20 protein-coding genes and 1 tRNA gene are annotated in these 22,698 nt (G+C 55.7%); 12 read left to right on the top strand and 9 right to left on the bottom strand.

Annotated elements, in window-relative coordinates:
* Positions 1-969 (bottom strand): NAD-dependent epimerase/dehydratase family protein, encoded by a 969-nt coding sequence (locus tag MY069_RS16685; protein WP_482794917.1) that lies wholly within the window; start codon positions 967-969, stop codon positions 1-3.
* Entirely contained in the window at positions 969-2,693 is a 1,725-nt protein-coding gene (locus MY069_RS16680; RefSeq protein ID WP_482794916.1) for a fatty acyl-AMP ligase, read from the bottom strand. The genes MY069_RS16685 and MY069_RS16680 overlap by 1 nt, the downstream gene beginning before the upstream one ends.
* A gap of 230 nt (positions 2,694-2,923) precedes the next feature.
* Here MY069_RS16680 and MY069_RS16675 point away from each other — a divergent pair, with 230 nt between their 5' ends.
* Positions 2,924-3,724 carry an aspartyl/asparaginyl beta-hydroxylase domain-containing protein gene (locus MY069_RS16675; RefSeq protein ID WP_482794915.1) on the top strand — a complete coding sequence of 267 codons (801 nt, stop codon included), beginning with the start codon at positions 2,924-2,926 and terminating at the stop codon, positions 3,722-3,724.
* Between the two features lie 32 nt (positions 3,725-3,756).
* Here the strand turns inward: MY069_RS16675 and MY069_RS16670 are convergent, their stop codons facing one another.
* Positions 3,757-4,356 carry a thiamine biosynthesis protein ThiC gene (locus tag MY069_RS16670; RefSeq protein ID WP_482794914.1) on the bottom strand — a complete coding sequence of 200 codons (600 nt, stop codon included), beginning with the start codon at positions 4,354-4,356 and terminating at the stop codon, positions 3,757-3,759.
* Positions 4,357-4,561: 205 nt separating this feature from the next.
* Between MY069_RS16670 and MY069_RS16665 the strand changes: the two genes are divergently transcribed.
* The 9 genes from MY069_RS16665 (at position 4,562) to selD (ending at position 16,280) form a co-directional block, all read left to right on the top strand.
* Positions 4,562-4,834: a hypothetical protein gene (locus tag MY069_RS16665; protein ID WP_482794913.1), complete on the top strand. Its 273-nt coding sequence runs from the start codon at positions 4,562-4,564 to the stop codon at positions 4,832-4,834.
* 142 nt (positions 4,835-4,976) lie between these two features.
* Positions 4,977-6,377, top strand: coding sequence for a hypothetical protein (locus MY069_RS16660; RefSeq protein ID WP_482794912.1), 1,401 nt, complete (start codon positions 4,977-4,979; stop codon positions 6,375-6,377).
* 14 nt (positions 6,378-6,391) lie between these two features.
* The gene (locus MY069_RS16655; protein WP_482794911.1) at positions 6,392-8,326 is read left to right on the top strand and encodes a putative bifunctional diguanylate cyclase/phosphodiesterase; all 1,935 of its coding nucleotides are present in this window, start codon (positions 6,392-6,394) and stop codon (positions 8,324-8,326) included.
* Between the two features lie 52 nt (positions 8,327-8,378).
* Positions 8,379-9,770 carry an L-seryl-tRNA(Sec) selenium transferase gene (selA, locus tag MY069_RS16650; protein WP_482794910.1) on the top strand — a complete coding sequence of 464 codons (1,392 nt, stop codon included), beginning with the start codon at positions 8,379-8,381 and terminating at the stop codon, positions 9,768-9,770.
* A complete protein-coding gene (selB, locus tag MY069_RS16645) occupies positions 9,770-11,656 on the top strand; it encodes a selenocysteine-specific translation elongation factor (RefSeq protein ID WP_482794909.1) in 1,887 nt (628 codons plus the stop codon). The genes selA and selB overlap by 1 nt, the downstream gene beginning before the upstream one ends.
* A gap of 41 nt (positions 11,657-11,697) precedes the next feature.
* Positions 11,698-11,793 (top strand) — tRNA-Sec (locus MY069_RS16640).
* A 77-nt stretch (positions 11,794-11,870) separates the two neighbouring features.
* Positions 11,871-13,457 (top strand): peroxiredoxin family protein, encoded by a 1,587-nt coding sequence (locus MY069_RS16635; protein ID WP_482794908.1) that lies wholly within the window; start codon positions 11,871-11,873, stop codon positions 13,455-13,457.
* A gap of 14 nt (positions 13,458-13,471) precedes the next feature.
* Positions 13,472-13,990 carry a UGSC family (seleno)protein gene (locus MY069_RS16630; protein WP_482794907.1) on the top strand — a complete coding sequence of 173 codons (519 nt, stop codon included), beginning with the start codon at positions 13,472-13,474 and terminating at the stop codon, positions 13,988-13,990.
* A gap of 103 nt (positions 13,991-14,093) precedes the next feature.
* The gene (gene selD, locus MY069_RS16625) at positions 14,094-16,280 is read left to right on the top strand and encodes a selenide, water dikinase SelD (RefSeq protein WP_482794906.1); all 2,187 of its coding nucleotides are present in this window, start codon (positions 14,094-14,096) and stop codon (positions 16,278-16,280) included.
* A gap of 12 nt (positions 16,281-16,292) precedes the next feature.
* On the opposite strand, the gene MY069_RS16620 is transcribed toward selD, so the two are convergent.
* From MY069_RS16620 to rplM, 4 genes are all read right to left on the bottom strand, one after another.
* Complete coding sequence (locus tag MY069_RS16620; RefSeq protein ID WP_482794905.1) at positions 16,293-16,736, bottom strand: GNAT family N-acetyltransferase; 444 nt, start codon at positions 16,734-16,736, stop codon at positions 16,293-16,295.
* A gap of 8 nt (positions 16,737-16,744) precedes the next feature.
* Positions 16,745-17,785, bottom strand: coding sequence for an N-acetyl-gamma-glutamyl-phosphate reductase (argC, locus tag MY069_RS16615; protein ID WP_482794904.1), 1,041 nt, complete (start codon positions 17,783-17,785; stop codon positions 16,745-16,747).
* Positions 17,786-17,863: 78 nt separating this feature from the next.
* Positions 17,864-18,355, bottom strand: a complete 492-nt coding sequence (gene rpsI / locus MY069_RS16610; protein WP_482794903.1) for a 30S ribosomal protein S9 — start codon at positions 18,353-18,355, stop codon at positions 17,864-17,866.
* Between the two features lie 2 nt (positions 18,356-18,357).
* Entirely contained in the window at positions 18,358-18,822 is a 465-nt protein-coding gene (gene rplM, locus MY069_RS16605; RefSeq protein ID WP_482794902.1) for a 50S ribosomal protein L13, read from the bottom strand.
* A 37-nt stretch (positions 18,823-18,859) separates the two neighbouring features.
* Here rplM and MY069_RS16600 point away from each other — a divergent pair, with 37 nt between their 5' ends.
* The gene (locus MY069_RS16600; protein WP_482794901.1) at positions 18,860-19,879 is read left to right on the top strand and encodes a hypothetical protein; all 1,020 of its coding nucleotides are present in this window, start codon (positions 18,860-18,862) and stop codon (positions 19,877-19,879) included.
* Here MY069_RS16600 and MY069_RS16595 read toward each other — a convergent pair.
* Positions 19,833-20,885 carry a COX15/CtaA family protein gene (locus tag MY069_RS16595; RefSeq protein ID WP_482794900.1) on the bottom strand — a complete coding sequence of 351 codons (1,053 nt, stop codon included), beginning with the start codon at positions 20,883-20,885 and terminating at the stop codon, positions 19,833-19,835. The genes MY069_RS16600 and MY069_RS16595 overlap by 47 nt on opposite strands.
* Before the next feature lie 75 nt (positions 20,886-20,960).
* Between MY069_RS16595 and MY069_RS16590 the strand changes: the two genes are divergently transcribed.
* Complete coding sequence (locus MY069_RS16590) at positions 20,961-21,167, top strand: DUF2842 domain-containing protein (RefSeq protein ID WP_482794899.1); 207 nt, start codon at positions 20,961-20,963, stop codon at positions 21,165-21,167.
* Here the strand turns inward: MY069_RS16590 and MY069_RS16585 are convergent.
* Positions 21,164-22,495: a DEAD/DEAH box helicase gene (locus tag MY069_RS16585; RefSeq protein WP_482794898.1), complete on the bottom strand. Its 1,332-nt coding sequence runs from the start codon at positions 22,493-22,495 to the stop codon at positions 21,164-21,166. The genes MY069_RS16590 and MY069_RS16585 overlap by 4 nt on opposite strands.
* Positions 22,496-22,698: the final 203 nt, after the last annotated feature.

Raw genomic sequence — 22,698 nt, 5'->3', positions numbered from 1 at the left:
CTAACTCTCCAGCCCCGCATCTGCTTTCTCGTCCTGTTCCTGAAAGCACGCCGCGAAAATTTCCTCTAAAGTCATGGCATCTTGCAACGCCGTCTCATAGGTCCAATCTGCAGCGAGAAGCTCTTGAACCTTGCCATAAGAGATCGGCATGGGTCGCCTGATGAGTTTCGCCAATCCATCGCTAAGCCTTCCCACAGTGCGCAACAGACCTGGCCAAATGGGCAGTCTCCGAATTCGGCGCTTTTGCACCTCGCTAACAGCCTCAGTGGCCAGGCGCCAATTGGTTGATCGTATAGAGCATGGCTTAATCAAACCGCCCTGTGGTTCTGGCGCGGTCGCTATCGAAATAAGCGCTTTGACGAGATCCTCGACCGCAATGACCGCAAACTGTCGCGCTCCGCTTCGAGGTTCAGCCGGCGCTGGCAACCATCCTAACCGGATCAAATCGAACATCGGCTGAAGCATCGGATCACCTGGACCGATCACAGCCGGCGGACGCACAATAGTGATTTTCATGCGCGCTTGAAATGGAGCGAGCGCCGCCTCACCTGCGGCCTTCGACGCCGCATAGTCCGATAGAGCCGGTGCCCGCGCCGCTTGAGACGAGACATAGATAAAATGCTGAACCCCAGCAGCGGCCGCCTGCGACGCCAGATCGAAGGTGCCGACCGCGTTTGCCCTGTGAAACCCAGCCGCGCTGACCGATTTCGTCGCTCCGGCCAAATGGAGACAGGTTTGGGCTTCGCTCAAAAAATCTCGAAGTGCCTCCGGTTCAGACAACGATCCGGAAACCAACCGCGTAGAACTCGGCATGTCCAATACGCGGTTCGGCGTCATCCGAACCAGGGCACTCGTCGGGTAATTTAGATCGTCTAATCGGCGAAGAAGGTGCGCCCCGATGAACCCGGTAGCCCCAGTTATGGCGATCCTGCCATTTCGAGCGCCATCACGATTTGCGGGCGTTTGCATTAGGTTAGCGCTGGTTCAGCCTGCTCTAATTCAAAATCACCAGAGACAAATTTTTGCCTCGTGCGCATGCGGCTTAGTTTGCCTGAAGAGGTCATGATTAGGCTGCGCGTTGGAACAAATATCACCTGAATTGGCGCGCCAACGGTTTGACGAACATTCTCAGAAATCGCCGACATCAACTCTTCGCGTTGCTTTGGCTCGCGTGCTTTACATTCTGCCAGCAGGAAAATCTCGCCATTGCCGTCTTCATCGGCCATTTTGAACGCGGCTGATTTTGGAATGTGCTTTCCGCCCGCTTTTTCGGCGGTCCATTCGATATCTTGCGGCCAGATGTTGCGGCCATTCCACAGAATGAGATCTTTGTGGCGGCCCGTGATGACCAAATTTCCATTCAGCCAATAGCCGAGATCTCCGGTGTCGAGCCAACCGTCCGCATCGGTGAGGGGGCGGATACCCAATTTGCCATCGAGAATGCCAGGCGAGACGCTGTCGCCTCGGAACAGAATGCGGCCGACAACCCGGTCGGCGACTTCATTGCCTTCATCATCGCAAATCTTCATGTCGTGATCGGGGATGGCTTGGCCGCACGCAATCAAGGCCCGCCGATTACGCTCTTCCGTCGTGTCTTCGGCTGGAACAGCCTTTTGCTGAGACCGCATGATATCTGAATTGATCACATCAACGTCCACGCCCTTATTTAAAGGACTGAACGAGACAGCGACCGTCGCTTCGGCAAGGCCATAGCTCGGGACAAAGGCTTTCGGTGAGAAGCCATATTCGGCAAACACATCAGCGAACCTGTTGAGCGCATCTTCGCGCACCATATCGCCGCCAATGCCAGCGACGCGCCAGCTGGAAAGATCGAGATCGCCACCGCGCCAACGCTTCGCGCTGATTTCATAGCCAAAGCTTGGACTATAAGAATGCGTGGCCTTGTTTTCACTGATGAGTTTGAGCCAAGTGGATGGTCTGCGAGCGAAAGATTGCGGGTCGATATAGTCAACGGAGAGCTGCGCCATCATCGGTGCGATAAACTGCCCGATCAAACCCATATCATGATAGAGCGGGAGCCAAGATGAAATCCGATCACCAGCTCTGGCATCGAGGCCAATCTGGATCGCGCGGCAATTGGTCGTGACACTCTTCTGACTGCCAACGATGCCCTTTGGAGAACTCGTACTGCCGGACGAGAATTGGATGTAGCACATCTCGTCAGCGCCAAATGGCCGCAAATCCGATTTGGTTTGCGGCATATCTGATCCGTCGAGGCTGCCGACCTTGATGTGGGTATGATCGAGCGCCTCGCGGGCCACGTTTAGAATGGTTTCTGGCGCCAAGAGGCAATGCAGATTAGCGGTCTCGCCGATACGCTTGATTTGGTCCTTATAGAAAGCATTGCTGCCAAGCGTGACAGGAACGGAAATCGGGACCGGTAGAACGCCCGCATACTGACAGGCGAAGAACATGATTGCGAAATCTGGGCTGGTCTCTGCGATCAAGCCGATAAGGTCGCCGGGCTCTGTCTCAGTTGCAATCCGATGGCCCATTTCAATTGCTTGAGCCCGCAGGTCCGCATAGGTCAGCACGGTTTCCAGCTCGCCCCGAACGGAATAGAAATTGAGCCCCGTGACGCCCTTGGCAGCATAATCAAGCGCCTCGGTCAGCGTCTCGAAACCACCACAATTATAGTCAATCGTATTACGGTTGGGGGTTTGTACTCTCATCTTCAGCCCTTGTCGTAAGCCCCCGTTCGGAAGAACGTCTGCACTGGTTAGATGTACACTTGTTCATACTCATGTCACATTTTTTGCGCGGGGAACAACATTTTCCTCAGTGTCGTGAACAATTGTGAACAGTGTTTCGATAGATTTCGATTGGGGGTCTTGGATTTTTTGTGGCAAACACCCGTCTCAACCAACATCCTTGAGATGAAACACCGTTTGGTACTGCGATCATGACGACCACCAATATTAGCGAAAAACCGGCAACCCTGACCAAACCTCGCCGGGCCTTCATCAAAAAGAACGGCAAAAAGCTCATTCGTTGGGTCGCGGGTTTTCAGTCTCGCCAGTCAAAAGTGCCGGATACGCCGGTCATTCCAAACGAGTATTTCGAACATTTGAGCGCGATCCAAGCCGAATGGCCGACCATCCTCAAAGAAGCAAAGGATGTTCTCGCCTATCGGGAGATCATTCCCGGGTTTCAGGATATTTCACCCGATCAATACCGGCTTGCAAAAGGCCAGAATTGGCGCACCTTTATTCTGTTTGGATTTGGCAAACGGCTCGAGACGAATACGAAACTGACGCCTCGAACCGCTGAGCTGTTAGAAGCGATCCCAAATCTGCAAACCGCGATGTTTTCAATCCTCGCGCCCGGCTATCATATTCCGGCGCATAAGGGCGTGACTAAGGGCATTCTTCGGGCCCACATTGGACTAATCGTGCCAGACGAAGCAGACAAATGCCGGATCCGCATCCACGATGACATCGTCGCCTGGCGACCTGGCGAATTGTTCGTGTTTGACGACACGTACGAACACGAAGTTTGGAACGAAACCGATCAAGAGCGCGTGATCTTACTATTCGATTTCAATCGCCCGATGAAGCCTGCCGGCCGCTTCCTCAACTGGCTTTTGCTGAACGCGATGAAGATGACCGCCTTCTATAAAGACCCTAAGAAGAACCTCGCTGAATCCGAAGAGCGCCTTGAACGCGCCATCGCAAAAAACGCGGAAATGCTGGAGCGGCTGTAAAGCGCCGTTCCAGCATAGCCTGATAAAGCGAGTTAGTCCTCGTGACGGAGGCTGAGCAGGCATATCGCGAGCAGCAACGTTGCCAGCACGCCTGAACCTCCGGCGACGGGAGACGGCAGGAAACCATTTAGGCCGAACATCATAACCAGCGCATTGGCGACAATCGCGACCACACCAACCAGCGCTGTTAGTCCGCCGAGCATTTTGCCGCCCTCTTTCATCTTCGCCATGCCAAACACTAAAGCGGCGAGACCCAGCAAGATCTTCGCGGCATTATAGCCGAAGAATGAGAAGGCAACGACAGAGAAGGCAACGCCGCCCAGCTCCGGATTTGCTTCCGCCGCAAGGCGAAACGGGCCAAATTGTGTGAGCCCTACGCCGACCTGCACAACATTCAGAACCGCGCTGAAGGCAATGGCTGAAAAGCCCAGAGTATAGCGTTTCGCCATCACCAGTGCAGAGCCCGCAAAGGCCGCCATCATCACAAATAACAGACCTTCAAATCTCCAAAGGAACTGACGATCGACCTCAGGCGCACCCAAGTAGAGCGCCGTGTAGATGGGTTGCGTAATCGTGGCCAAGAGCAGCAATAGAGCGATCGTCTTGACGGTGCGACTTTGAGTGAGTTCCATGATTTTATCCTTCAATGAACATCCCTAACCAGCCCCAAATTGGAACCGCCGCGGACGCTAGTCCCGAAACCCGCGAAAGCCAGACTGTTCTGCTCGACTTCACGAAATGGTGATCACGCACCCTACTCGCTCAAGGTCAAATCCACGCGCGAACAATTATTGCAAGCGGGGGGCGGCGAGTTCCAATTGTGCTAGAGGTTCGACAATGTCTTATGAAGCAAATGATGGTGATTTGGTGCTCTGTGTGGACGCCTCTCCGAACCATGTCACAGGCGAACCTGTGCCACTGGTGAAAGGGGAAACTTATAAGATATGGGGCGTGTTTCCTTTCCTGTGCCCCTGCGGGCGTGGTGACGCTTTGCTCGATGTCGGGGTCGGATGGGCTTGGTGTCAAACACGCTTCCGCCTCTTGCCTAAGCCTCGCAAAGCTAAAGAAACGCGCAAAGCTGAAGCTCCAAAAGAAGCCGAGACGGTTTAGACGCCTCTACGGTCGGCGACGGTAAAATCGCGCCTAAAACCTTAATTTTTCCGATGCAACTCGATTAAAACTCTCACACCGCAACCAATAATATCTAAGCGATTGCTACTTACCAATCAGCTGGCAGTTTAGGTGCGGGTGTATGAACTGGCGTAATTTTGGATCTATTTTTTTGCCCAACGCTATGGGCAATGCGGGCGGCTTGTTCGGGCTTTGCCTATTGCCGCTCATTGCTGTTATTGGGTCCGCTCAAGATGTTCACCAACATGCGACAAACCAAGATACGATCGCCCACGCCGTGGATGTTGCAACTGTTTCTGCGGCGCGCTTGGCGCTGAAGAGCAATGTCGACGACACGGCGCTGGAGGCGAAAGCAAAAGAGATTTTTGAAGCGCGGACGGGCGATCTAACCCAGCTCGATCTGAATACGTTTGAACTCGAGCGCAAAGGGGATCTCGTTCGCGTCAGCGTTAGCGGACAAGCGCCGACATCTATGATGCGCGCGGTCGGCAAATCCAGTTTCAATTACAATGCTGGCGCAACGGCGCATTTCGGTGAACCTCTGGCCGCTGAACTCGCGCTGGTACTTGATACGTCCTACTCAATGCAAGGATCGCGCTTAACTGCCTTGCAAGAGGCAGCGTCGGGCATGATTGATACACTGCTCAGCGCCAATCCAGACACCGTTAAAATGTCGATTGTGCCGTTTGCGACATACGTAAATGTCGGCACCGACAAACGCGGCCAGCCTTGGCTAGACATCGAACCGGCACGGTCGGGGAGTTTTGAAAGATGTTCGATCAAGTCCAATTGGCACCAGGCGAATTGCACACGCGAGAGCTATGCTTGTTTGAAAGATGGTGTGGAGAAGACGTGTTTGCGTTGGAATTGCCTTCCAGGTGACCTCAAGCACGCCCCCAAACAGTGCGAAACTTCCACTTGGACCGAAGAGTGGCATGGCTGTGTGAAATCACGCAAAAGCCCACACAATATGAGCGATTCAGATTATGCTGACGAGCCAATCATCGGCATACCGACAAACGGGACCGCGGCTTGCCCAACCCCCATCCGCGCGCTGACAAACAATCAAGACGCCTTAAAAAAGACCATCAACACATTGCGCGCCGATCAAAACACTTACCTGGCCACTGGATTAATCTGGGGGCTGCGAACCTTATCCAGTACAGGTCCGTATAAAGAAGCGGAACCGTATATGGGTTACCTTTCAAGACGAGGCCGCAAAGCCCTCGTCTTGATGTCAGATGGCGCGAACACGCGATCTCCGGCAGCAGATGGCCTCCATTCAGGACAAAACCGCAAAAAGGCGGACAAGATCACCAAAGAAGTTTGCGATGAAATCAAATCTCAAGGGATAGAGCTCTACACAATTGCCTTTGAGTTGGATGATCGAGACACCAAGGCCCTGTTATTGGATTGCGCGACCCGGCCGAAATACTTCTTCGACGCCGATAATGCACAATCTTTAAATTCTGCGTTTGAGACCATTAGCGACAATTTCAGCAATGTCGCGCTGGTCAATTGAGAACCGCAGAAACCATGAACCAATTTGAACAGTCACAAGCTACGATAAATTACGCGCCACCCGCAGATGAGAGCGGCGCTTTAACCAACCTCGTAGATCAGGTTGTGGGCGTGCCATCGGCGATGCCTGAAGCAGAACAGCAGAAACGACGCCTACTCTTTTTAATCTGCCTCGTTGCAACCCCGCTCCTACCGCTCATTACAACGTTTCCCAGCGAGGCCGGGATTGCACCAATTGGTTGGGGTGGTGGTCTGGTACTGATCTGCATTTCCGCCCTGTTCTTAGCGGCGATCCGCACGGCCGGTTCAGTCGGCTTGATCGGGCTGATTTATGGCTGCTTCTTGGTCACGCTATTAGGGTACAGCTCATTGCTGCAGGGGGTCACCGACAACGCTGCGCTGATGACGCTCGCTCTGATCCCGATGATAATGGGGTTCTCTTCAGGCGCGAAAGCGAGCGCGATCGGAACGCTCTTGGTGCTGATGACCTATTATGGCGTGATTGTATCTGGTCAGATGCAGCATGGCGAGATTTCGCAATCCAGCGTCACTCTTATCGCCTATTCGAGCGCCGTGACCATGATAAGCGGGCTCCTGGTCTTTTACTTTGCGCGCCTGACTCAAAATGAGAGCACGGAACTTAACCGAGACAATGCGCGCATTCGCACCATGGCCCTGACCGATCCCCTCACCGGCCTCTGGAACCGCCGTGCATTTCAAATCGATATGGATCGCTTGATCATGCAGCATGGGAATGGCGTCAATCCTGCGCTTTTGATTCTGGATCTTGATCGTTTCAAACAGATCAATGACACCCACGGTCACGATGTCGGCGACAAAGTCCTGACCGTTTTTGCCCAGCGCCTAAAAGCGGTGGTCGGCCCTGATAGCGACGTCTACCGTCTCGGTGGGGACGAGTTTGCGATTGTGCAGACGACCCAAACAAAACTCACTCAGCTCGACACCCTAGGTGCGAAGATTGCAGACCTGAACCGTGACCCTATTGAGGCGCGCCGGGTCAATATCGAGTTTGATGTCTCAATCGGTATCGCTCTATCAGATGGCAGTATGAAATCGATCCAAAGCCTTTACCAACAGGCAGATATGGCGGCCTTTGTTGCCAAGGAAAAAGCTGGTTCCCAGTATATCTTCTTCGACAAAATGCTCGACGGCCAGGCCAACCGAAAGTTCGAAGTTGAGCGGGCTTTGAAAACCGCAATCGAACACCGCGCAATTAATGTTGCCTTCCAACCTCAGGTCGATTTACGCACCGGCGCCGTTGTCGCTTATGAGGCGCTCGCGAGATGGAAAGATGCCTCGCTCGGCTCTGTTTCCCCCGCTGAGTTCGTGGAGATTGCTGAGGAAACCTCGCTTGTGCTGGTGCTCGATCGTCTGATTATTGCAAAAGCATTGCGCAGCGCCGGGACCTGGTTGGGTGCCCATCAGCGCGTTTCGGTGAACGCCTCAGCGCGATCGTTGAACTCGCATGAGTTCGCCGATTTTGTGATCCGGCAAGCCAAACGCGCTGGCCTTGAAGCGCATCAAGTCGAAGTCGAGATTACCGAAACCTCGCTGATCCAAAATTGGGATCGATCAAAATCCACGGTCGAAGCGTTACGGGCTGCAGGTCTCAGGATTGTCCTCGACGATTTCGGGGTTGGCTACTCTTCGCTGTCTTATTTGGTCGAGTTCCCGGTTCAAAAAATTAAGTTCGACCGCTCTTTCCTGTTAAAAGCGACCGATGAAGCGAGTGTGTTGGTCATGCAGTCCATCGCTGAGCTCGCAAACAAAATGAGCGTCGACCTTGTGGCCGAGGGCATAGAAACCATGGATCAGATGACATTGTTGAAGAGCATTAATTGCAACGTTGGTCAGGGCTATCTGTTCAGCCGCCCTATCCTCTCGAGCAAAATGCAAGACTATTCCCGCAAAGTTCTGAACGCGGCATAGAGCGATCTGAGCGCCGGGTTGCGCGATGCCTTGTCATCGGAAACAATATCGAATGCGCGATGACCTAAGACAGCTGCCAAAAGTCCAAACTCTGTTGGAGTCGGCATCAGCCGAAGACTTGATCGCGGTCTATGGCCGAAACAGCGTTGCCGGTGCTGTGCGTGAGAAAATCGATCTTGCCCGCGCGACCATCTTAGCGGACGCGCCGATGCCAGACGCCATTCGGTCAGAAACCCTGTTTTGGAAAGACATCTCCGCCTCGCTGAACCAATCACGGCAAGGCTCACTAAACCGCGTGATCAATTCCACGGGTGTGATCATTCACACCAATCTCGGGCGCGCGCCTCTGGCACCGGAAGCAATTGCCGCAACCCAAGCCGTCGCTGCATCTTACTCAACCCTTGAGTTCGACATCGGCACAGGAAAACGGGGTTCTCGTCACCAGCATGCTCAGCAGCTGATTTGCGAGCTAACCGGCGCGGAAGCGGCAATCGTCGTGAACAATTGCGCTGGCGCGATCCTGACGGTCTTAAGCGCGCTGGCAAACCAGAAACAAGTGATCGCCTCCAGGGGCGAGCTTGTCGAAATTGGTGGCTCGTTCCGTATGCCGGATGTGATTGCGCAAAGCGGCGCCCAGCTCCGAGAAATCGGAACTACAAATAAGACCCATCTCGCCGATTATGAGACCGCCATCAGCGACGAGACCGCCCTGCTCCTCAAGAGCCATACCAGCAATTATGCCGTGGTCGGGTTCGCCTCTTCCCCCGACCGAAAAGACTTGGCCAAGCTTGCCAGCGCAAATGCCTTACCTTTGGTCGAGGATCTTGGCAGCGGCGTCTTGGTCGATCTGGCGCCGTATGGTCTTCCCGATGAGCCGAGGGTGAAAGACGTCTTGGACGCCGGGGTCGATGTGGTGACCTTCTCGGGTGACAAATTGCTTGGCGGGCCTCAAGCCGGGATCATCGCGGGCCGCAAAGACCTCATTGACCGGGTCAAAGCGCATCCGATGGCGCGGGCGGTGCGGATCGACAAACTCTCTCTTGCCGCCTTGATCGCGACCTTGGACCTCTATCGAGAGCCAAATAATCCAATTGAGCGCGTGCCGGTGCTCCGCAAACTCGCCGAACCCATCGACCTCGTCTATGCGCGAGCAAAACAACTCGCGGACGGGTTGGCGGCGCAGTCTGGTTGGCAGACCGTAATTCTATCATCGAAAGCGCGCGCCGGCGGGGGCTCGCTGCCTCAACAAGACTTGTCGAGCTTCGCGGTTGCGCTAGAGGCACCGCCGTTTTCACCCGATGAACTCGCCGAACGATTGCGTAGCGGCCCCGTGCCGATCATCGGCCGCATAACCAAGGATCAGTTTTTGCTCGATGCGCGCACGATCTCTGATACTGAGACCGCTGAAATTATCCAAGCCGCCGGGAGCGCCGTTTCGGGCTAATGGACAAAACGATTGCGATCATCGGCCATGTCGATCACGGCAAGACTTCGCTCGTTAAAGCCCTCACTGGCACGGAGACGGATCGCTTAGCGGAGGAGCAAAAGCGCGGGCTCAGCATCATTCTCGGTTTCGCCAATACCAAAACCGAGGGCGGCTATCTTCATTTCATCGACGCGCCGGGTCACAGCGATTTCATCCAAACGGCGGCGGCTGGCTTAAGCGGTGCGGACGCTATTCTCTTGGTCGTGTCTGCTGTCGAGGGGGTCGCGCCACAGACCGTGGAACACTTAAGACTCGCGCGCCTATTTGGCATCCAAGACACGGTTGTGGCGCTGACAAAATCAGACCTCATGGACGAGAAATTGTCGTCCCCGGCCATAGATGGGGTCTCTCAATTATTGAACGCATTTGGCTTTCCTGCGGCGCCTGTCATCCCCTGCTCCAGTGCCACAGGCGACGGAATTGAGCCGCTCAAGACCGCCTTACAAAAGCTAACTCAAACAGATCGCTCTCGGCCCGAACCAGACTGCGCCTTTCTTCCAATCGATCGCGTTTTTACCGCCGATGGCGCCGGCACAATTGTCACGGGCACCTTGCTCGGTGGCGATCTGCAGATAGACCAACCTATCACGCTGCAACCCGCAGGGCACTTGGCTGCCGTGCGAGGTCTACAAATTGACGGGCGCTCCGTGGACCGCGGCACAGCCGGAAATCGCGTCGCGGTCAATTTGCGGAACATAAGCGCAAAAAACGTGAAGCCAGGCGACACACTTTGCGGATCGGATCTTTTCCTAGCGAGTGAACGGTTTGATGTGGCGCTCGACCAGCCCTCGCGCGACAGTCGTCCGCTACGCCATATGGAAGAGGTCACCGCCCTGTTCGGAACGCGCCATTGCTCGGCGCGGGTTCGGCTGTTTGCCCCGACCGAACACAATTCTGTCGCGCAGCTCGAGTTCAAATCGCCTCAAATCGCTTTCGGGGGTCAGCGTTTCATCTTGCGGCGGCCAGCGACTGCCGAAACCGTCGCTGGCGGCAGGATTTTGGATCCGCAAGCCCGACTGGTGACGCGCCAAAAAGCACTCCACATTCAAGTCTTAGAGGCGGCGCAACAAGGCGACCTGCTCTCGCATGCGGAGCTCATGGCAGAGCGCGATCGCGGCTGCGTCGACCTATCGACCCTGTCACGACTGGCTCGCTGTTCAGTAGACGCTTGTCAGACGGCGTTGGCCGCAGACTTCATCTTCCAAGACGAGACGACAGCTTTTTCGCGCGCCCATATTGAAGCTATGTCGCCAAAGCTTGTTGAGGTGGTCGCTGCGTTTCACGCCGAACGCCCGATGCGGCCACATATGCCTCAAACTGAGCTTGAGAAAGAGTTTCGCCAAGCTCCCAAATCGCTATTGGATTTGGCTCTGCAAACCTTGATCGCTCAAACCCGCATTGAGAGACGCGCAGATGGGGTCGCTCTCCCTTCTCATGCGCCAATGACAGTTATTTCCGATGAGCATCTCTCGACATATGTCGCAACACAGACGCGGCTTTTGAAAATGGGACTGACCCCAACACCGCTATTTGACGATGCTCACATGACCGGCGACCAAGAGGATATGATCGAGCTGATGCTTTGGTCCCATGACGCTGTACGGCTCTATAATCACGCTTTGAAACAGTCTTTACTGCTCCATTCCGAAAGCATCCGTCAGGCCATCCGCACCCTGGAGGATAGTTTTCCAGATGCGCGACCGTTTACAACCAGCGAAGCAAGGCAGGTACTCAAGACCAATCGAAAGACGGTGGTACCACTTTTAGAGCATTTCGATGACATCGGCTTCACCAAACGCGATGGCAATTTGCGCACATTCCAACCTCGCACGGACCAGGAATAGGCTTGCAGTCTAAGGCGCGAAGATTAAGTCTGCTTCCATGCGGAGGCGACTGTAGTCTGGTGGCTTCCCTGGTCTTCAAAACCAGCGACGCGTCGTTATCGGCGTGTGGTGGGTTCGATTCCCATCCGCCTCCGCCAATTGCGTGACGCTGCGCCACGCGTGGACAAAGCCCGGAATCTCCGCATAGTTTTCTGCAAACGCGGAAGGCAAAGTCATGACGGAAGCTCCAGGGTTCGAACTGAAAGACCTGAACGGCGACACCCGGGCGTTTCCATCCTCGCGGCCGACCCTGCTCTGTTTTGTCAAAGAAGACTGCGAGACCTGCAATCTCGCCGCGCCTCAGATCGAGGCGATGAACAAAGCTTTTTCCGCAGACGCAAATGTCTGGATGATTTGTCAAACGCGCGACGGCGCTCTGATCCTCAAAGACCGTCACGGCCTAACCCTGCCGATTTTGGATGATACCGCGCTAAAGACCTCATTCGCTTATAATTTCGATATCGTCCCGGCGGTCTATTGGTGCCCCGACGGGACCGAAGTTGACACGCTGTTTGAAGGCTTCGTGAAATCTGAATGGCAGGCCCTCAACACAGACATCGGGTCCGCGCTTAAATGCGCGCCCGCGCAAATCGATTGGGAAGCGTTGCCAGATTGGCGCCCCGGATGCGGCTCCAAACATCTCGATCCAGACATCCATGACCGGCTCAAAGCCGAGGCTGAAAACAGCCCGATCCGAGCCCGGAAGATCGAAGTCGCCAGCGCCGATGATGTGGCCGAGTTCATGTTCGACCAAGGCTTCTCGGATGGCTTACCGCTGGTTCCACCGACGCCCGAACGGGTCATTCGTATGCTCGCTGGAACCCGCCGAGATCCGCAAGAGGTGATCGCGCAAATGCCGCCAAACATGGGTGAGGCTACGATAGAGAAGATCGCGATCAATGCCGTGATGGCCGGGTGCAAACCGGAATATCTGCCCGTCATCATCGCGGCGATCGAAGCGATATGCACGGATGAGTTCAACATCCATGGCGTGATGGCCACGACGATGGGTGCTTCGCCAGTGCTCGTCGTGAACGGTCCGATCCGGGAAAAGATTGGCATGAATAGCGGCCTCGGTGCGCTCGGCAGTGGCAACCGCGCCAATGCCACGATCGGCCGCGCGGTGCGTCTCGCCATTCGAAATATTGGTGGCGCCAAGCCCGGCGGCACCGACCGCTCGACGCTCGGCAATCCGATGAAAATCACCATGTGTTTCGCGGAATGGGAAGAACGCTCCCCTTGGGCGCCACTACATGTTGAGCGCGGTTTTAGAGCTGAAGATTCTGTGGTCACCGCGTTTGCGATGACCTCCGGGCCGGTTCACATCGTGGATCAAGAATCTCGCGCGCCAGATGAGGTCGCAGGCTCCCTCGCGCTCGGCCTGGAGTCTTTGTTCCTACCAAAATACCATATGATGCCGGTCGACACGTTGTTGGTCGTATGCCCAGAGCATATCGACACGCTGATGCGAGACGGCCCCTATGAGAAAACCCGCCTGCGTGACCGGATCCAAGACGTCACCACCAAACCGCTTCGCGACATGGTCGCCGATGATATCTCGGGCGCCGGAATGACCCGGGACGCTGCCGCCAAACTCAGCGACGAACAGCTCGACCGTTTGGTTCCGAAATTTGCCAGTCCGGACTATATCCATATGGTGGTTGCCGGATCCGATGCGGGCAAATTCTCGAGCGCGTTCCATGGCTGGGTGACCGGTGCGACGGGCTCGCAATCGGTGTCGCGCAAAATTGAAGACGTTTAGAAGAAGGAGGAAGAATGACCGTAATTCTCGATCCCACAGATGAAGCTGTTCCCGTCAGCCGGCAAATCACGCCGCGCTCCGGGCAGGTTTCTGGTGTGGTCGGTTTAATGGATATTCGCAAACCACGAGGCGATATTCTGCTCGATGAGCTTGAGCGCCTGATGAGCGAACGAATGCCGGGCATTGAAGTCCGGCGTTATGCCAAGCCGACCTTCACCAAACCCTGTCCAGACGACCTACGGGCACAGATGAAAGCGGAATGCGATTTCGTAGTTGAAGGATTGGCGGACTGAGGGTCTTGTACGACGTGCAGTATGCACGACACAGTCTGGTTTGAAATCCAGGGCCTCCCAGCCGTTACCATTGCTTCAAGCGAGTTTCATAATGCAGCCGTCACCCAGCGCGAAGCGCTCGGCATGGACGGGGCGCGGTTCGTCCTCGTTGATCATCCGATCCAGGATGCGAATGATGAGGAAATGCGCGCCAAAGCCGCCGCGGTTTATGATCAAGTTGTGAGCGCGCTCACCGACTGATCTCATCTGCAAATCCATCTGATCAGCCCGGTCGGAAGATCGGGCTGATTGCGTTTTTCGCCTCAATCTGCAACCCGAAAGATCAACAAAGGACCGATAGATTTTGAACGCCTCTCGCCCACTTCCGATCACGCGCGACCTGGTTTTGCTCGGCGGCGGGCATGCGCACGCGCTGGTCTTGCGCAAATGGGCGATGTCGCCATTGCCGGGCGCCCAGATCACGCTGGTCAATCCGCAGGTCAAAGCGCCTTATACAGGCATGCTCCCAGGGTTTGTTGCCGGGCATTATGAGCGAGAAGAACTCGATATCGATTTGGTCAAACTAGCCCGGCAGGCGAATGCGCGCCTCGTCGTGGATCATGCGGTCGGCCTCGATTTGGAGACGAAGCGCGTTCAGCTCAGCGCATCTCCCGATCTCGCTTATGATGTGCTCTCGATAGATATCGGGATCACCTCTCGGCTTATAGATTTGCCAGGCGCGGACCGGTATCTCATCCCGGCAAAACCGCTTGGGGCTTTTTCGCGCGCGTGGTCTGATTTGGTGGCACGCGCGACGTCCACCGGTGTCACACCAGAAATTGCCGTCCTTGGCGGCGGCGTCGCTGGCGTGGAACTTGCGCTGGCGATGGCCTTTCGACTAGAAACAGAACTTGGCGGACGCGGCCGAGTGCGGCTGATTGAGGCCAAGTCGGAGATTCTAGCAGAGCTCGGCAGCCGTGCGCGCCGGGTTCTAATCGAGGCTTTAGCCCGGGCCCATGTCGAGACCGTGCTAAATACGACCGTCACTGAAATTTCCGAGAACGGCGTGCATACGGGTTCTCAGATTCCCGCGATCAAAGCCAATTTTGTCGTCAGCGCCGCAGGCGCTCGCCCGCATGCGTGGCTCGAAGAGACGGCCTTAAACTTGAGTGACGGATACATTTCCGTCGATGACCACCTGCAAGCTATCGGCACGGAAAGCATTTATGCCACCGGGGATTGCGCGCACCTCTCACACGCCCCGCGCCCCAAAGCTGGCGTCTTTGCGGTGCGCCAAGCGCCCGTTTTGTTTGATAATTTACGAGCTGAACTCTCCGGAGGAACGCGGCGCACCTATTCGCCTCAAAAAGACTATCTCAAGCTCATCTCTATAGGTCGCCAAGCTGCAGTCACCGATAAATGGGGCATCGGCGTCTCCGGCGATTGGGTCTGGCGACTCAAAGATCGCATCGATCGAAAATTCATGGATCAATTCCGAACCGTTATGGAAATGCCCGCTCCATCACCGCCATTAAAGGCCGCTTTTGGGGTTTCGGAATATCTACAAGAAAACGAAAATCCCTGCGCCGGATGCGGGGCCAAAGTCGCGCAAGGTGCGCTATCAACCGGCTTGGGTGCCGCGCCGGACCGTATGGAAGACGCCGCCATCCTTCAGCGTGAAGATCATGTGCAAGTCTTCAGCACCGATCATCTTCGCGCCTTCTCTCCTGATCCCTACATCCAAGCCAAAATCGCCGCCACCCACGCTTTGGGGGATATCTGGGCCATGGGCGCCTCGCCGGAAACAGCCCTCAGCCACGTGATCCTTCCGCCACTCGCGCGCTATAAACAAGCAAACATGCTGCGGGAAATCATGGCTGGCGCGCGAGAGGTCATCGAGTCCAGTGGCGCGAAGATCGCCGGCGGACATACTAGCAGCGGAGCTGAACTGACGATCGGGTTTTCGCTGTCTGGCATCGCGCGCTCAAATGTCATTCAGCAAAACGGCGCCAAACCGGGAGACGTGATCGTCCTGACCAAGCCTATCGGCACCGGCGTCCTACTCGCAGCAGAAATGCGCCAAGTGGCGGACGGCGATCACTATCAGGCCGCGATCGAGAGCATGCTACGTAGCCAAGCGACCGCGTCTGAAATTCTGGCAAGCGCCGCGACAGCGATGACAGACGTCACCGGGTTTGGTTTGGCGGGTCACTTGCTCAACATTCTCATCGCTTCAGACGTCGCAGCGACTCTTGATGGATCGCAGATTCCGATTTTGGACGGCGCGCTTGCAGCGGCGAAGGCAGGTATCCGGTCTACGCTTTGGCCATCGAATATGGCGCAGGCCAGTTACCTGCAAATGCCGGACGGTCCGCTTAAGGACATCTTATTCGATCCACAAACCTGCGGCGGCTTGCTCGCGACGATATCCAAAGCGGAGTCGGATCGCGTCCTCGCCGATTTTGCCGCAAAAAATGAACCAATCTGGCAATTGGGAGACGTCACGGCAGGCCCGCCGCTCATCACCGTTCTTGATCAGCCCGAGGCTTAGGCTCAGCTAAGTTTACGTGCGTTGGTATTTGATGAACTGGGTCTTTTTGGCAATCCGGTCATAGAGCAATCGCGCAGTATGATTGTCGTCCGCCGTGTTCCAATAAACGCCCGGGCAGCCAGCCTCGTCAGCGGCGGCATACACCGCTTCAATCAATGCCCGACCCACGCCTTTTCCGCGCGCTGTCGGGGCTGCGAAGAGATCTTGCAGATAGCAAACATTCTCAACCCGCCAACAATGACGATGAAACATATAATGAACCAGGCCGACCGCCTGATCGCCATCCCAGGCGAGAAGCGCCTTTGGCTCATATTCCCCTGCACTTAGCAGGCGTTGAAACGTGGATTGATAGACCGCTTCTTCGACAGAAGATTCGTAGAACACGAGATAGCCTGTCCAGAGCTGTCTCCAAACGGCTTCGTCCTGCGCAGTCAGAGGTTTGATTTCAATCGTCATTTTACGCCTTACGGGAAGAGAGCTTGCAGCCCGGAAAGCCCGAGTGTCTCGTCCCACCCCATCATCAAGTTCAAGTTTTGGATCGCTTGGCCAGAAGAGCCTTTGACCAAATTGTCGATCACGGCGATCACGACGACGCGGCCTTTTACCCGGTCGGGATAGACCGCGATGCGGCAATTATTCGTCCCGCGCACGTGTCGCGTATCCGGCGTCGGCGAGCCAAGCGGCAGAACCGAAACAAAGGGCGCTGCCGCATATTTGGCCTCAAGCTCGGCTTGAATTTGCTCGACATCGCCGCGCACATGGCAGGTGACGAGCTCGCCACGCGTCATTGGAATAAGGTGGGGCGTGAAGGTTACGCCAATATCACTGCGACCGGCTTCCAGGTTCAATTCTTGTTCAATTTCAGGAGCATGTCGGTGCGTGCCAACGCCATAAGCGTGCACACCTTCTGCGGCTTCGGAGAACAGATTGCCTTCTTTCAAACCGCGCCCGGCGCCGGACACCCCCGATTTGGCGTCAATGATGACGCTGTCTGGATCGATCAGAGTGATGATCGGAAGGAGCGCCATAAGGCTCGCGGTCGGATAGCAGCCTGGGCACGCCACCAGGGTTTCGCCTTCGAGCTCGGCGCCGCGCCACTCAGACAATCCATATTTCACTGTCGCCGTTCGCGCCGCATTCAAGTGCGAACGCCCATAAGTCTGCGCGTAAAGCGTAGCATCGCGGAGGCGATAATCGGCTGAAAGATCAACGACTTTCACGTGATCCGGCAGGGTCTCAATCAAATCTTGGCTGGTGCCGTGCGGCAAACACCCGAAGGCGACATCAATCTCGTCCCAGTTCACATCATCAGCTTTTACGACCGGAAGATCGGTGGGACCCGCCAGATGCGGGAAAATGCCAGACAATTGCCGCCCTGCTAGGCTGTGTCCGGTCGCCGCCACAGCTTCAACCCGCGGGTGTCCCGCCAGCAGGCGCACGGTTTCAGCACCCGTATAGCCCGAAGCGCCTAAAACGGCGGCTTTAAGTGGTGCATCAGTTTTCATCGCCAAACCTTTCTTCCAAATACGAAAAAGGCGCCCCGCTGGAGCGCCTTTATCACGTGTCTGATTAAACCGTAACGCTTAGCGCTTAGAGAATTGGAAGCTACGACGGGCTTTCGCACGGCCGTACTTCTTACGCTCAACAACGCGTGGGTCACGGGTCAGGAAGCCGAATGGTTTCAGGGTGCGGCGCAGTTCTGGCTCAAAATTGACCAGCGCGCGAGCAATACCGTGACGAACCGCACCAGCTTGACCAGAAAGGCCAGACCCTTTGACGGTTGCAACAACATCATACTGAGTGCGGCGATCAGATTCGATCAGCGGCTGCTCAAGTACCATTCGCAGAACCGGGCGAGCGAAATACTCGTCTTGGTCTTTGCCATTGATGGTGATTTTACCAGAACCTGGCTTCAGCCAAACGCGGGCTGTCGCCGACTTACGACGACCTGTGCCATAAGAACGGCCATGCTCGTCAATCTTTGGTTCCGCAGTGATCGGCTCCAGCTCTACAGCGGCGCCTTCACCTTCGGTGACGTTTTTCAGGTCTTCGAGGGATTGTGCAGTCTCAGCCATGCTTAGGCGACCTTCGTGTTTTTGGTGTTCATAGAGGCGAAATCCACCGCTTCTGGGCCTTGCGCCTCATGTGGGTGCTCAGCGCCAGCATAGACCCGCAGTTTCTTAAACTGCTTACGAGCCATTGCGCTTTCTTTCGGCAGCATACGTTTCACAGCGAGTTCAATCGCCCGCTCAGGGAAACGGCCGTCGAGAATTTTGCCAGCAGTCGTCTCTTTAATACCGCCCGGATGACCGGTGTGACGGTAATAGATTTTGTCGCTCAGTTTATTGCCAGTGAATTTGGCTTTCTCAGCATTGACGACGACAACAAAGTCACCCGTGTCAATGTGAGGCGTGAAGTCAGCGCGGTGCTTGCCACGCAGACGTTTTGCAACGTAGGAAGCAAGACGACCCACGACGACATCGGTCGCGTCGATGACGATCCATTTGTTCTCAACGTCGGCAGGTGCGTTATATGTTTTCATTGCTCCGGCGGAGCCTCTCATTCGGAGTTATTGGATAATGTTCAAGCGCCCGCATCTACGCGCCGCGAAACGCCTTGTCAACGCGCCTTCGGCGATGATCCTGCTTTTCCTTGCAGCCGCCTGCACCCCAGCGGACACGCCTGTGGAAAACGATGAGCCTGCGCCGCCTGTAGATACTGCGGAAATGCCTGAAACAGAAGGGCTGACACTGCCCGCCGTTTGGCAGACAAATGACCTGGGGAGCCCGATTAGGAGTATTGGCGTCGCCGGCGAGCTTGGATCGACGGTCGCGGTCGCCTTTGTAGATGGCGGACTGCAATTCCTCGATCTCGAGGGTGAACGGGTCACAGATAAAGCCGATATCGGAGTGTCACAGGTCGCGGATGGCCGATTCCTACGCCTACAAGACACGCCTGTGACCGTATTTCCTGGCATCACCCAAGATGGGGACTTGTCTTTATACATCCATGGCGGGGATTTGCTTGAGCCCCTGCCCTATTCACTTGATGCCGGAACGGATGATCTGATTGAGGGCTTATGTAGCGGGGCGCCAACTTTTGAGCGCGATGGGGTCATGCGAATCGGCTTTTGGACCCAAGGGGACCGGCGAGAGTTAAAGCTCGGTCGATTGGTCGAGATTGGCGACAATCTTGTTTTGCTCGTAGACGAACCCGCGCGGGCTGACCGAGACATCACGGCCTGCGTCCTGACAGACTCTGAGGACGTCGCCTATTCTGGGCAAGTTTTAGCGGCGCTGGATCTAAACAATCGCAGCAAGAATTACCGGTTCATCTTGGACGACCTGGGCGGGTACACATTGGTCACGCCTTCCGGCGAGGTGCTCGAGTTTGACGTGTTGGAGGGCATCACCGTTCGCCCACCTGCCATTCCGACAGACATGGCGGGAACTGGCGACGCGCGCGGCGGCGGTTATCCGGGCGGTGTTTTGGTCATCTCTGGCCAAGCCAGCACCGGCGCTCACACCGTGACCTACATTGATCCAAGCAAAGTTACACTGGAACCGTTTGGCTATTCGGCACCGTCTGCGAACGAGTAACCCAAACAATCCAAATCGCGGCAAGCAAGACCAAGACGCCTAGTCCTTGATGAACCAAGGCGATCGGCAACGGGGCCGCGTTTATGAGCGTGATGATTCCCCAGATCGCTTGAGCAGAGACCAGAAGAGCGATTAGGCCAAACCCTTTAAACAAAGAGGTTCCGCGAGCCTGGAACGCCGCAAACAGCGACAGCGCCCACAGCAAATAGGCGCCTGCCCGGTGATTGAACTGGGTGGCCGCGCGCCCTTCAAACAGGCTCCGCACGCCGAGTTCGGCATCCACATAATGAGATGGCACGAGCTCTCCTGCCATAAGCGGCCAATCAGTATAGGATCGCCCAGCATCCAAGCCAGCAACTAAGGCGCCAGTCATCATTTGAACGCTGGTGAGACCCAGGACGCCAATCGCTAGCCATCGAAGTTTTCTGCCAGCGGGTTTTGGTTCCTGCTCGCTAAGGTCAAACCAGAACCAGGTCGTGATCGCGATAATCAAGAGCGCCAGTCCGAAATGTGTCATCAAACGGTAGGGCGCGACATCTAGCCGGTCGGTCTCGCCCACACCGCTGGCGACCATCCACCAGCCAATAAAGCCTTGCAGACCGCCAAGGGCGATCAACACACCCAGTCGCGCCGCCCACTTTTTGGATAGCCAGCGCATGGCGGCGAACCAAATGAAGCCGCCAATCGCAACCAATCCGATTAAGCGACCAAACAGGCGATGCCCCCATTCCCACCAATAGATGAACTGGAATTCCGACAGGGTCATATTGTAGTTCTGCTGCTGGAACTCAGCGGTCGCTTTGTACTTCTCGAACTCACTGAGCCAGGCCGCTTCGCTCAGTGGCGGCAGCGCGCCTTTGATCGGTGCCCATTCCGTGATCGACAGCCCTGAATCAGTGAGACGAGTCGCACCGCCAATCAGGATCATGGCATAGACCATGAGACCGATGACAATCAGCCAGCGTTGAATCCAGCGTGCGGCGATGGGAGAAGTTGCGTCAGGCATAATGCGCTCTATTTGAAGCTCTAAGCTCGAACAGCAAGCGGCCACACGGTCGCAGCAACAAGGAATTTACAGTTGATGCCCCAGTCGCAACGCAGACTCATCGCCAGCATCGCGGTTTTGCTCTTTTTGGCGTTCTGGATTTGGGGCGCCGCCACGATTGGCACGATGTTGGCCACCGCGCCGAAATGGCTAAGCTTGATCTTTTTCATTGTTGCCGGGATCGGTTGGGTCTTACCGCTGAAACCGGTCTTCAATTGGATGAATTCGGTTCCTGAAGACTAAGTCGCAACTTTCTCGCGATCACGACGCCGTTGATTTTTCCCGGGACGCTTGCGTGATCGGGCCTTTGCCTTTGATGGCTGATCATTGCCGGAGCGCTGCTGGCCGCCCCGTCCTTGATTGCGTCCCGACCGTCGCGCCGGGCCTTTTGGCTTGCGCACACGAACATTGGGATCTGGGGTTGGCAGAATGAGATCTTCGCAGCCTTCTGGCGGCGGTAGCACTTCCACCTCTACGCGAGTGATTTTCTCGACCTCGCGCAAATAGTAGAGCTCATCCTCAGCGACCAAAGAAATCGAAACGCCCTCACGACCGGCACGAGCGGTGCGGCCGATCCGGTGTACATATTGTTCGGGCACGTTCGGCATCTCGAAATTGATCACATGCGAAATGTCGTCAATGTCGATGCCGCGCGCAGCAATATCGGTGGCGATCAGAATACGGCAATCGCCATTCTTAAACGCGGCCAGCGCCTTGAGACGCTGCGGCTGCGATTTGTTGCCATGGATCGCCATCGCCGGATATTTCTTAGCCAATAGCTTGCGAACGACTTTGTCCGCGCCATGTTTTGTGCGGGTAAAAACCAGCGCGCGATCGATCGAAGGATCATCGAGCAGTTTGCCGAGCAGCTGCAGCTTATTGCTATTGGAGACGTGGATCACGCCTTGGGTCACGCGCTCTGCGGTTGTGCTTTCCGGCGCAACCGACACCCGAACAGGATCGCGCAAATACTTTTCTGCGAGATCTGAGATCAGTTTCGGCATCGTCGCGGAGAACAGAAGCGTTTGGCGCTCATTCGGCACTTGCGCGATGATTTTCCGGAGATCGTGAATGAACCCCATATCGAGCATCTGATCAGCTTCATCGAGAATCAGGACTTCAACATCACTCAGGTGCACCGCGCCTTGATTCATCAGGTCCAACAAGCGCCCAGGCGTCGCAACCAAGACATGGCAGCCCTTTTCAAGAGCGCGGATCTGTTTGTTGATTTTGACCCCGCCAAACACGGTCTGGGTCACACAGTCCATGAACTTGGAATAGGTTTGGAAGCTTTCAGCGATTTGGGCGGCAAGCTCACGCGTGGGCGCCAGGACCAGGACCTTGGTGCGCTTTGGCACGCGGTTCTGATTGCCCTCTTTGAGATGATTGAGAGTTGGCAGCGCAAATGCCGCCGTTTTGCCCGTGCCGGTTTGTGCGATTCCAAGTAGGTCACGCTTTTCCAGCAAATGAGGAATGGACTGTAATTGGATGGGCGTCGGCGTTTCATAGCCTTCGGCCGTCACGGCTTTAAGAACCTGACGATGCAGGTTCAATTCTGAAAATGTAGTCACGCAAAGTCTTTCGTCTGGTGCGATCGAGAACGGCCTGCGTGAACAAGGGCGTTTATGAAAATCGTGTCTAAAGGCGCCAGCTCATCCCGCACACTTACGGGGGGAATCACGCTGCCAGGGCCATGCGCGTCTAATCGCGCAATAACGCGCGCCACTTGGCCGTGATTGTCTTAAAGGTCAATGAACGTCGTGCAGTCTTGTGC

The organism is Hyphomonas sp. ske169 (assembly GCF_056850855.1).
This window is presented reverse-complemented; position numbering and strand designations above follow the sequence as displayed.

Coding starts and splice junctions, on each gene's coding strand:
- MY069_RS16685 (WP_482794917.1), bottom strand. CDS start 969: ATGCAAACGCCCGCAAATCGTGATGGCGCTCGAAATGGCAGGATCGCC.
- MY069_RS16680 (WP_482794916.1), bottom strand. CDS start 2,693: ATGAGAGTACAAACCCCCAACCGTAATACGATTGACTATAATTGTGGT.
- MY069_RS16675 (WP_482794915.1), top strand. CDS start 2,924: ATGACGACCACCAATATTAGCGAAAAACCGGCAACCCTGACCAAACCT.
- MY069_RS16670 (WP_482794914.1), bottom strand. CDS start 4,356: ATGGAACTCACTCAAAGTCGCACCGTCAAGACGATCGCTCTATTGCTG.
- MY069_RS16665 (WP_482794913.1), top strand. CDS start 4,562: ATGTCTTATGAAGCAAATGATGGTGATTTGGTGCTCTGTGTGGACGCC.
- MY069_RS16660 (WP_482794912.1), top strand. CDS start 4,977: ATGAACTGGCGTAATTTTGGATCTATTTTTTTGCCCAACGCTATGGGC.
- MY069_RS16655 (WP_482794911.1), top strand. CDS start 6,392: ATGAACCAATTTGAACAGTCACAAGCTACGATAAATTACGCGCCACCC.
- selA (WP_482794910.1), top strand. CDS start 8,379: ATGCGCGATGACCTAAGACAGCTGCCAAAAGTCCAAACTCTGTTGGAG.
- selB (WP_482794909.1), top strand. CDS start 9,770: ATGGACAAAACGATTGCGATCATCGGCCATGTCGATCACGGCAAGACT.
- MY069_RS16635 (WP_482794908.1), top strand. CDS start 11,871: ATGACGGAAGCTCCAGGGTTCGAACTGAAAGACCTGAACGGCGACACC.
- MY069_RS16620 (WP_482794905.1), bottom strand. CDS start 16,736: ATGACGATTGAAATCAAACCTCTGACTGCGCAGGACGAAGCCGTTTGG.
- argC (WP_482794904.1), bottom strand. CDS start 17,785: ATGAAAACTGATGCACCACTTAAAGCCGCCGTTTTAGGCGCTTCGGGC.
- rpsI (WP_482794903.1), bottom strand. CDS start 18,355: ATGGCTGAGACTGCACAATCCCTCGAAGACCTGAAAAACGTCACCGAA.
- rplM (WP_482794902.1), bottom strand. CDS start 18,822: ATGAAAACATATAACGCACCTGCCGACGTTGAGAACAAATGGATCGTC.
- MY069_RS16600 (WP_482794901.1), top strand. CDS start 18,860: ATGTTCAAGCGCCCGCATCTACGCGCCGCGAAACGCCTTGTCAACGCG.
- MY069_RS16595 (WP_482794900.1), bottom strand. CDS start 20,885: ATGCCTGACGCAACTTCTCCCATCGCCGCACGCTGGATTCAACGCTGG.
- MY069_RS16590 (WP_482794899.1), top strand. CDS start 20,961: ATGCCCCAGTCGCAACGCAGACTCATCGCCAGCATCGCGGTTTTGCTC.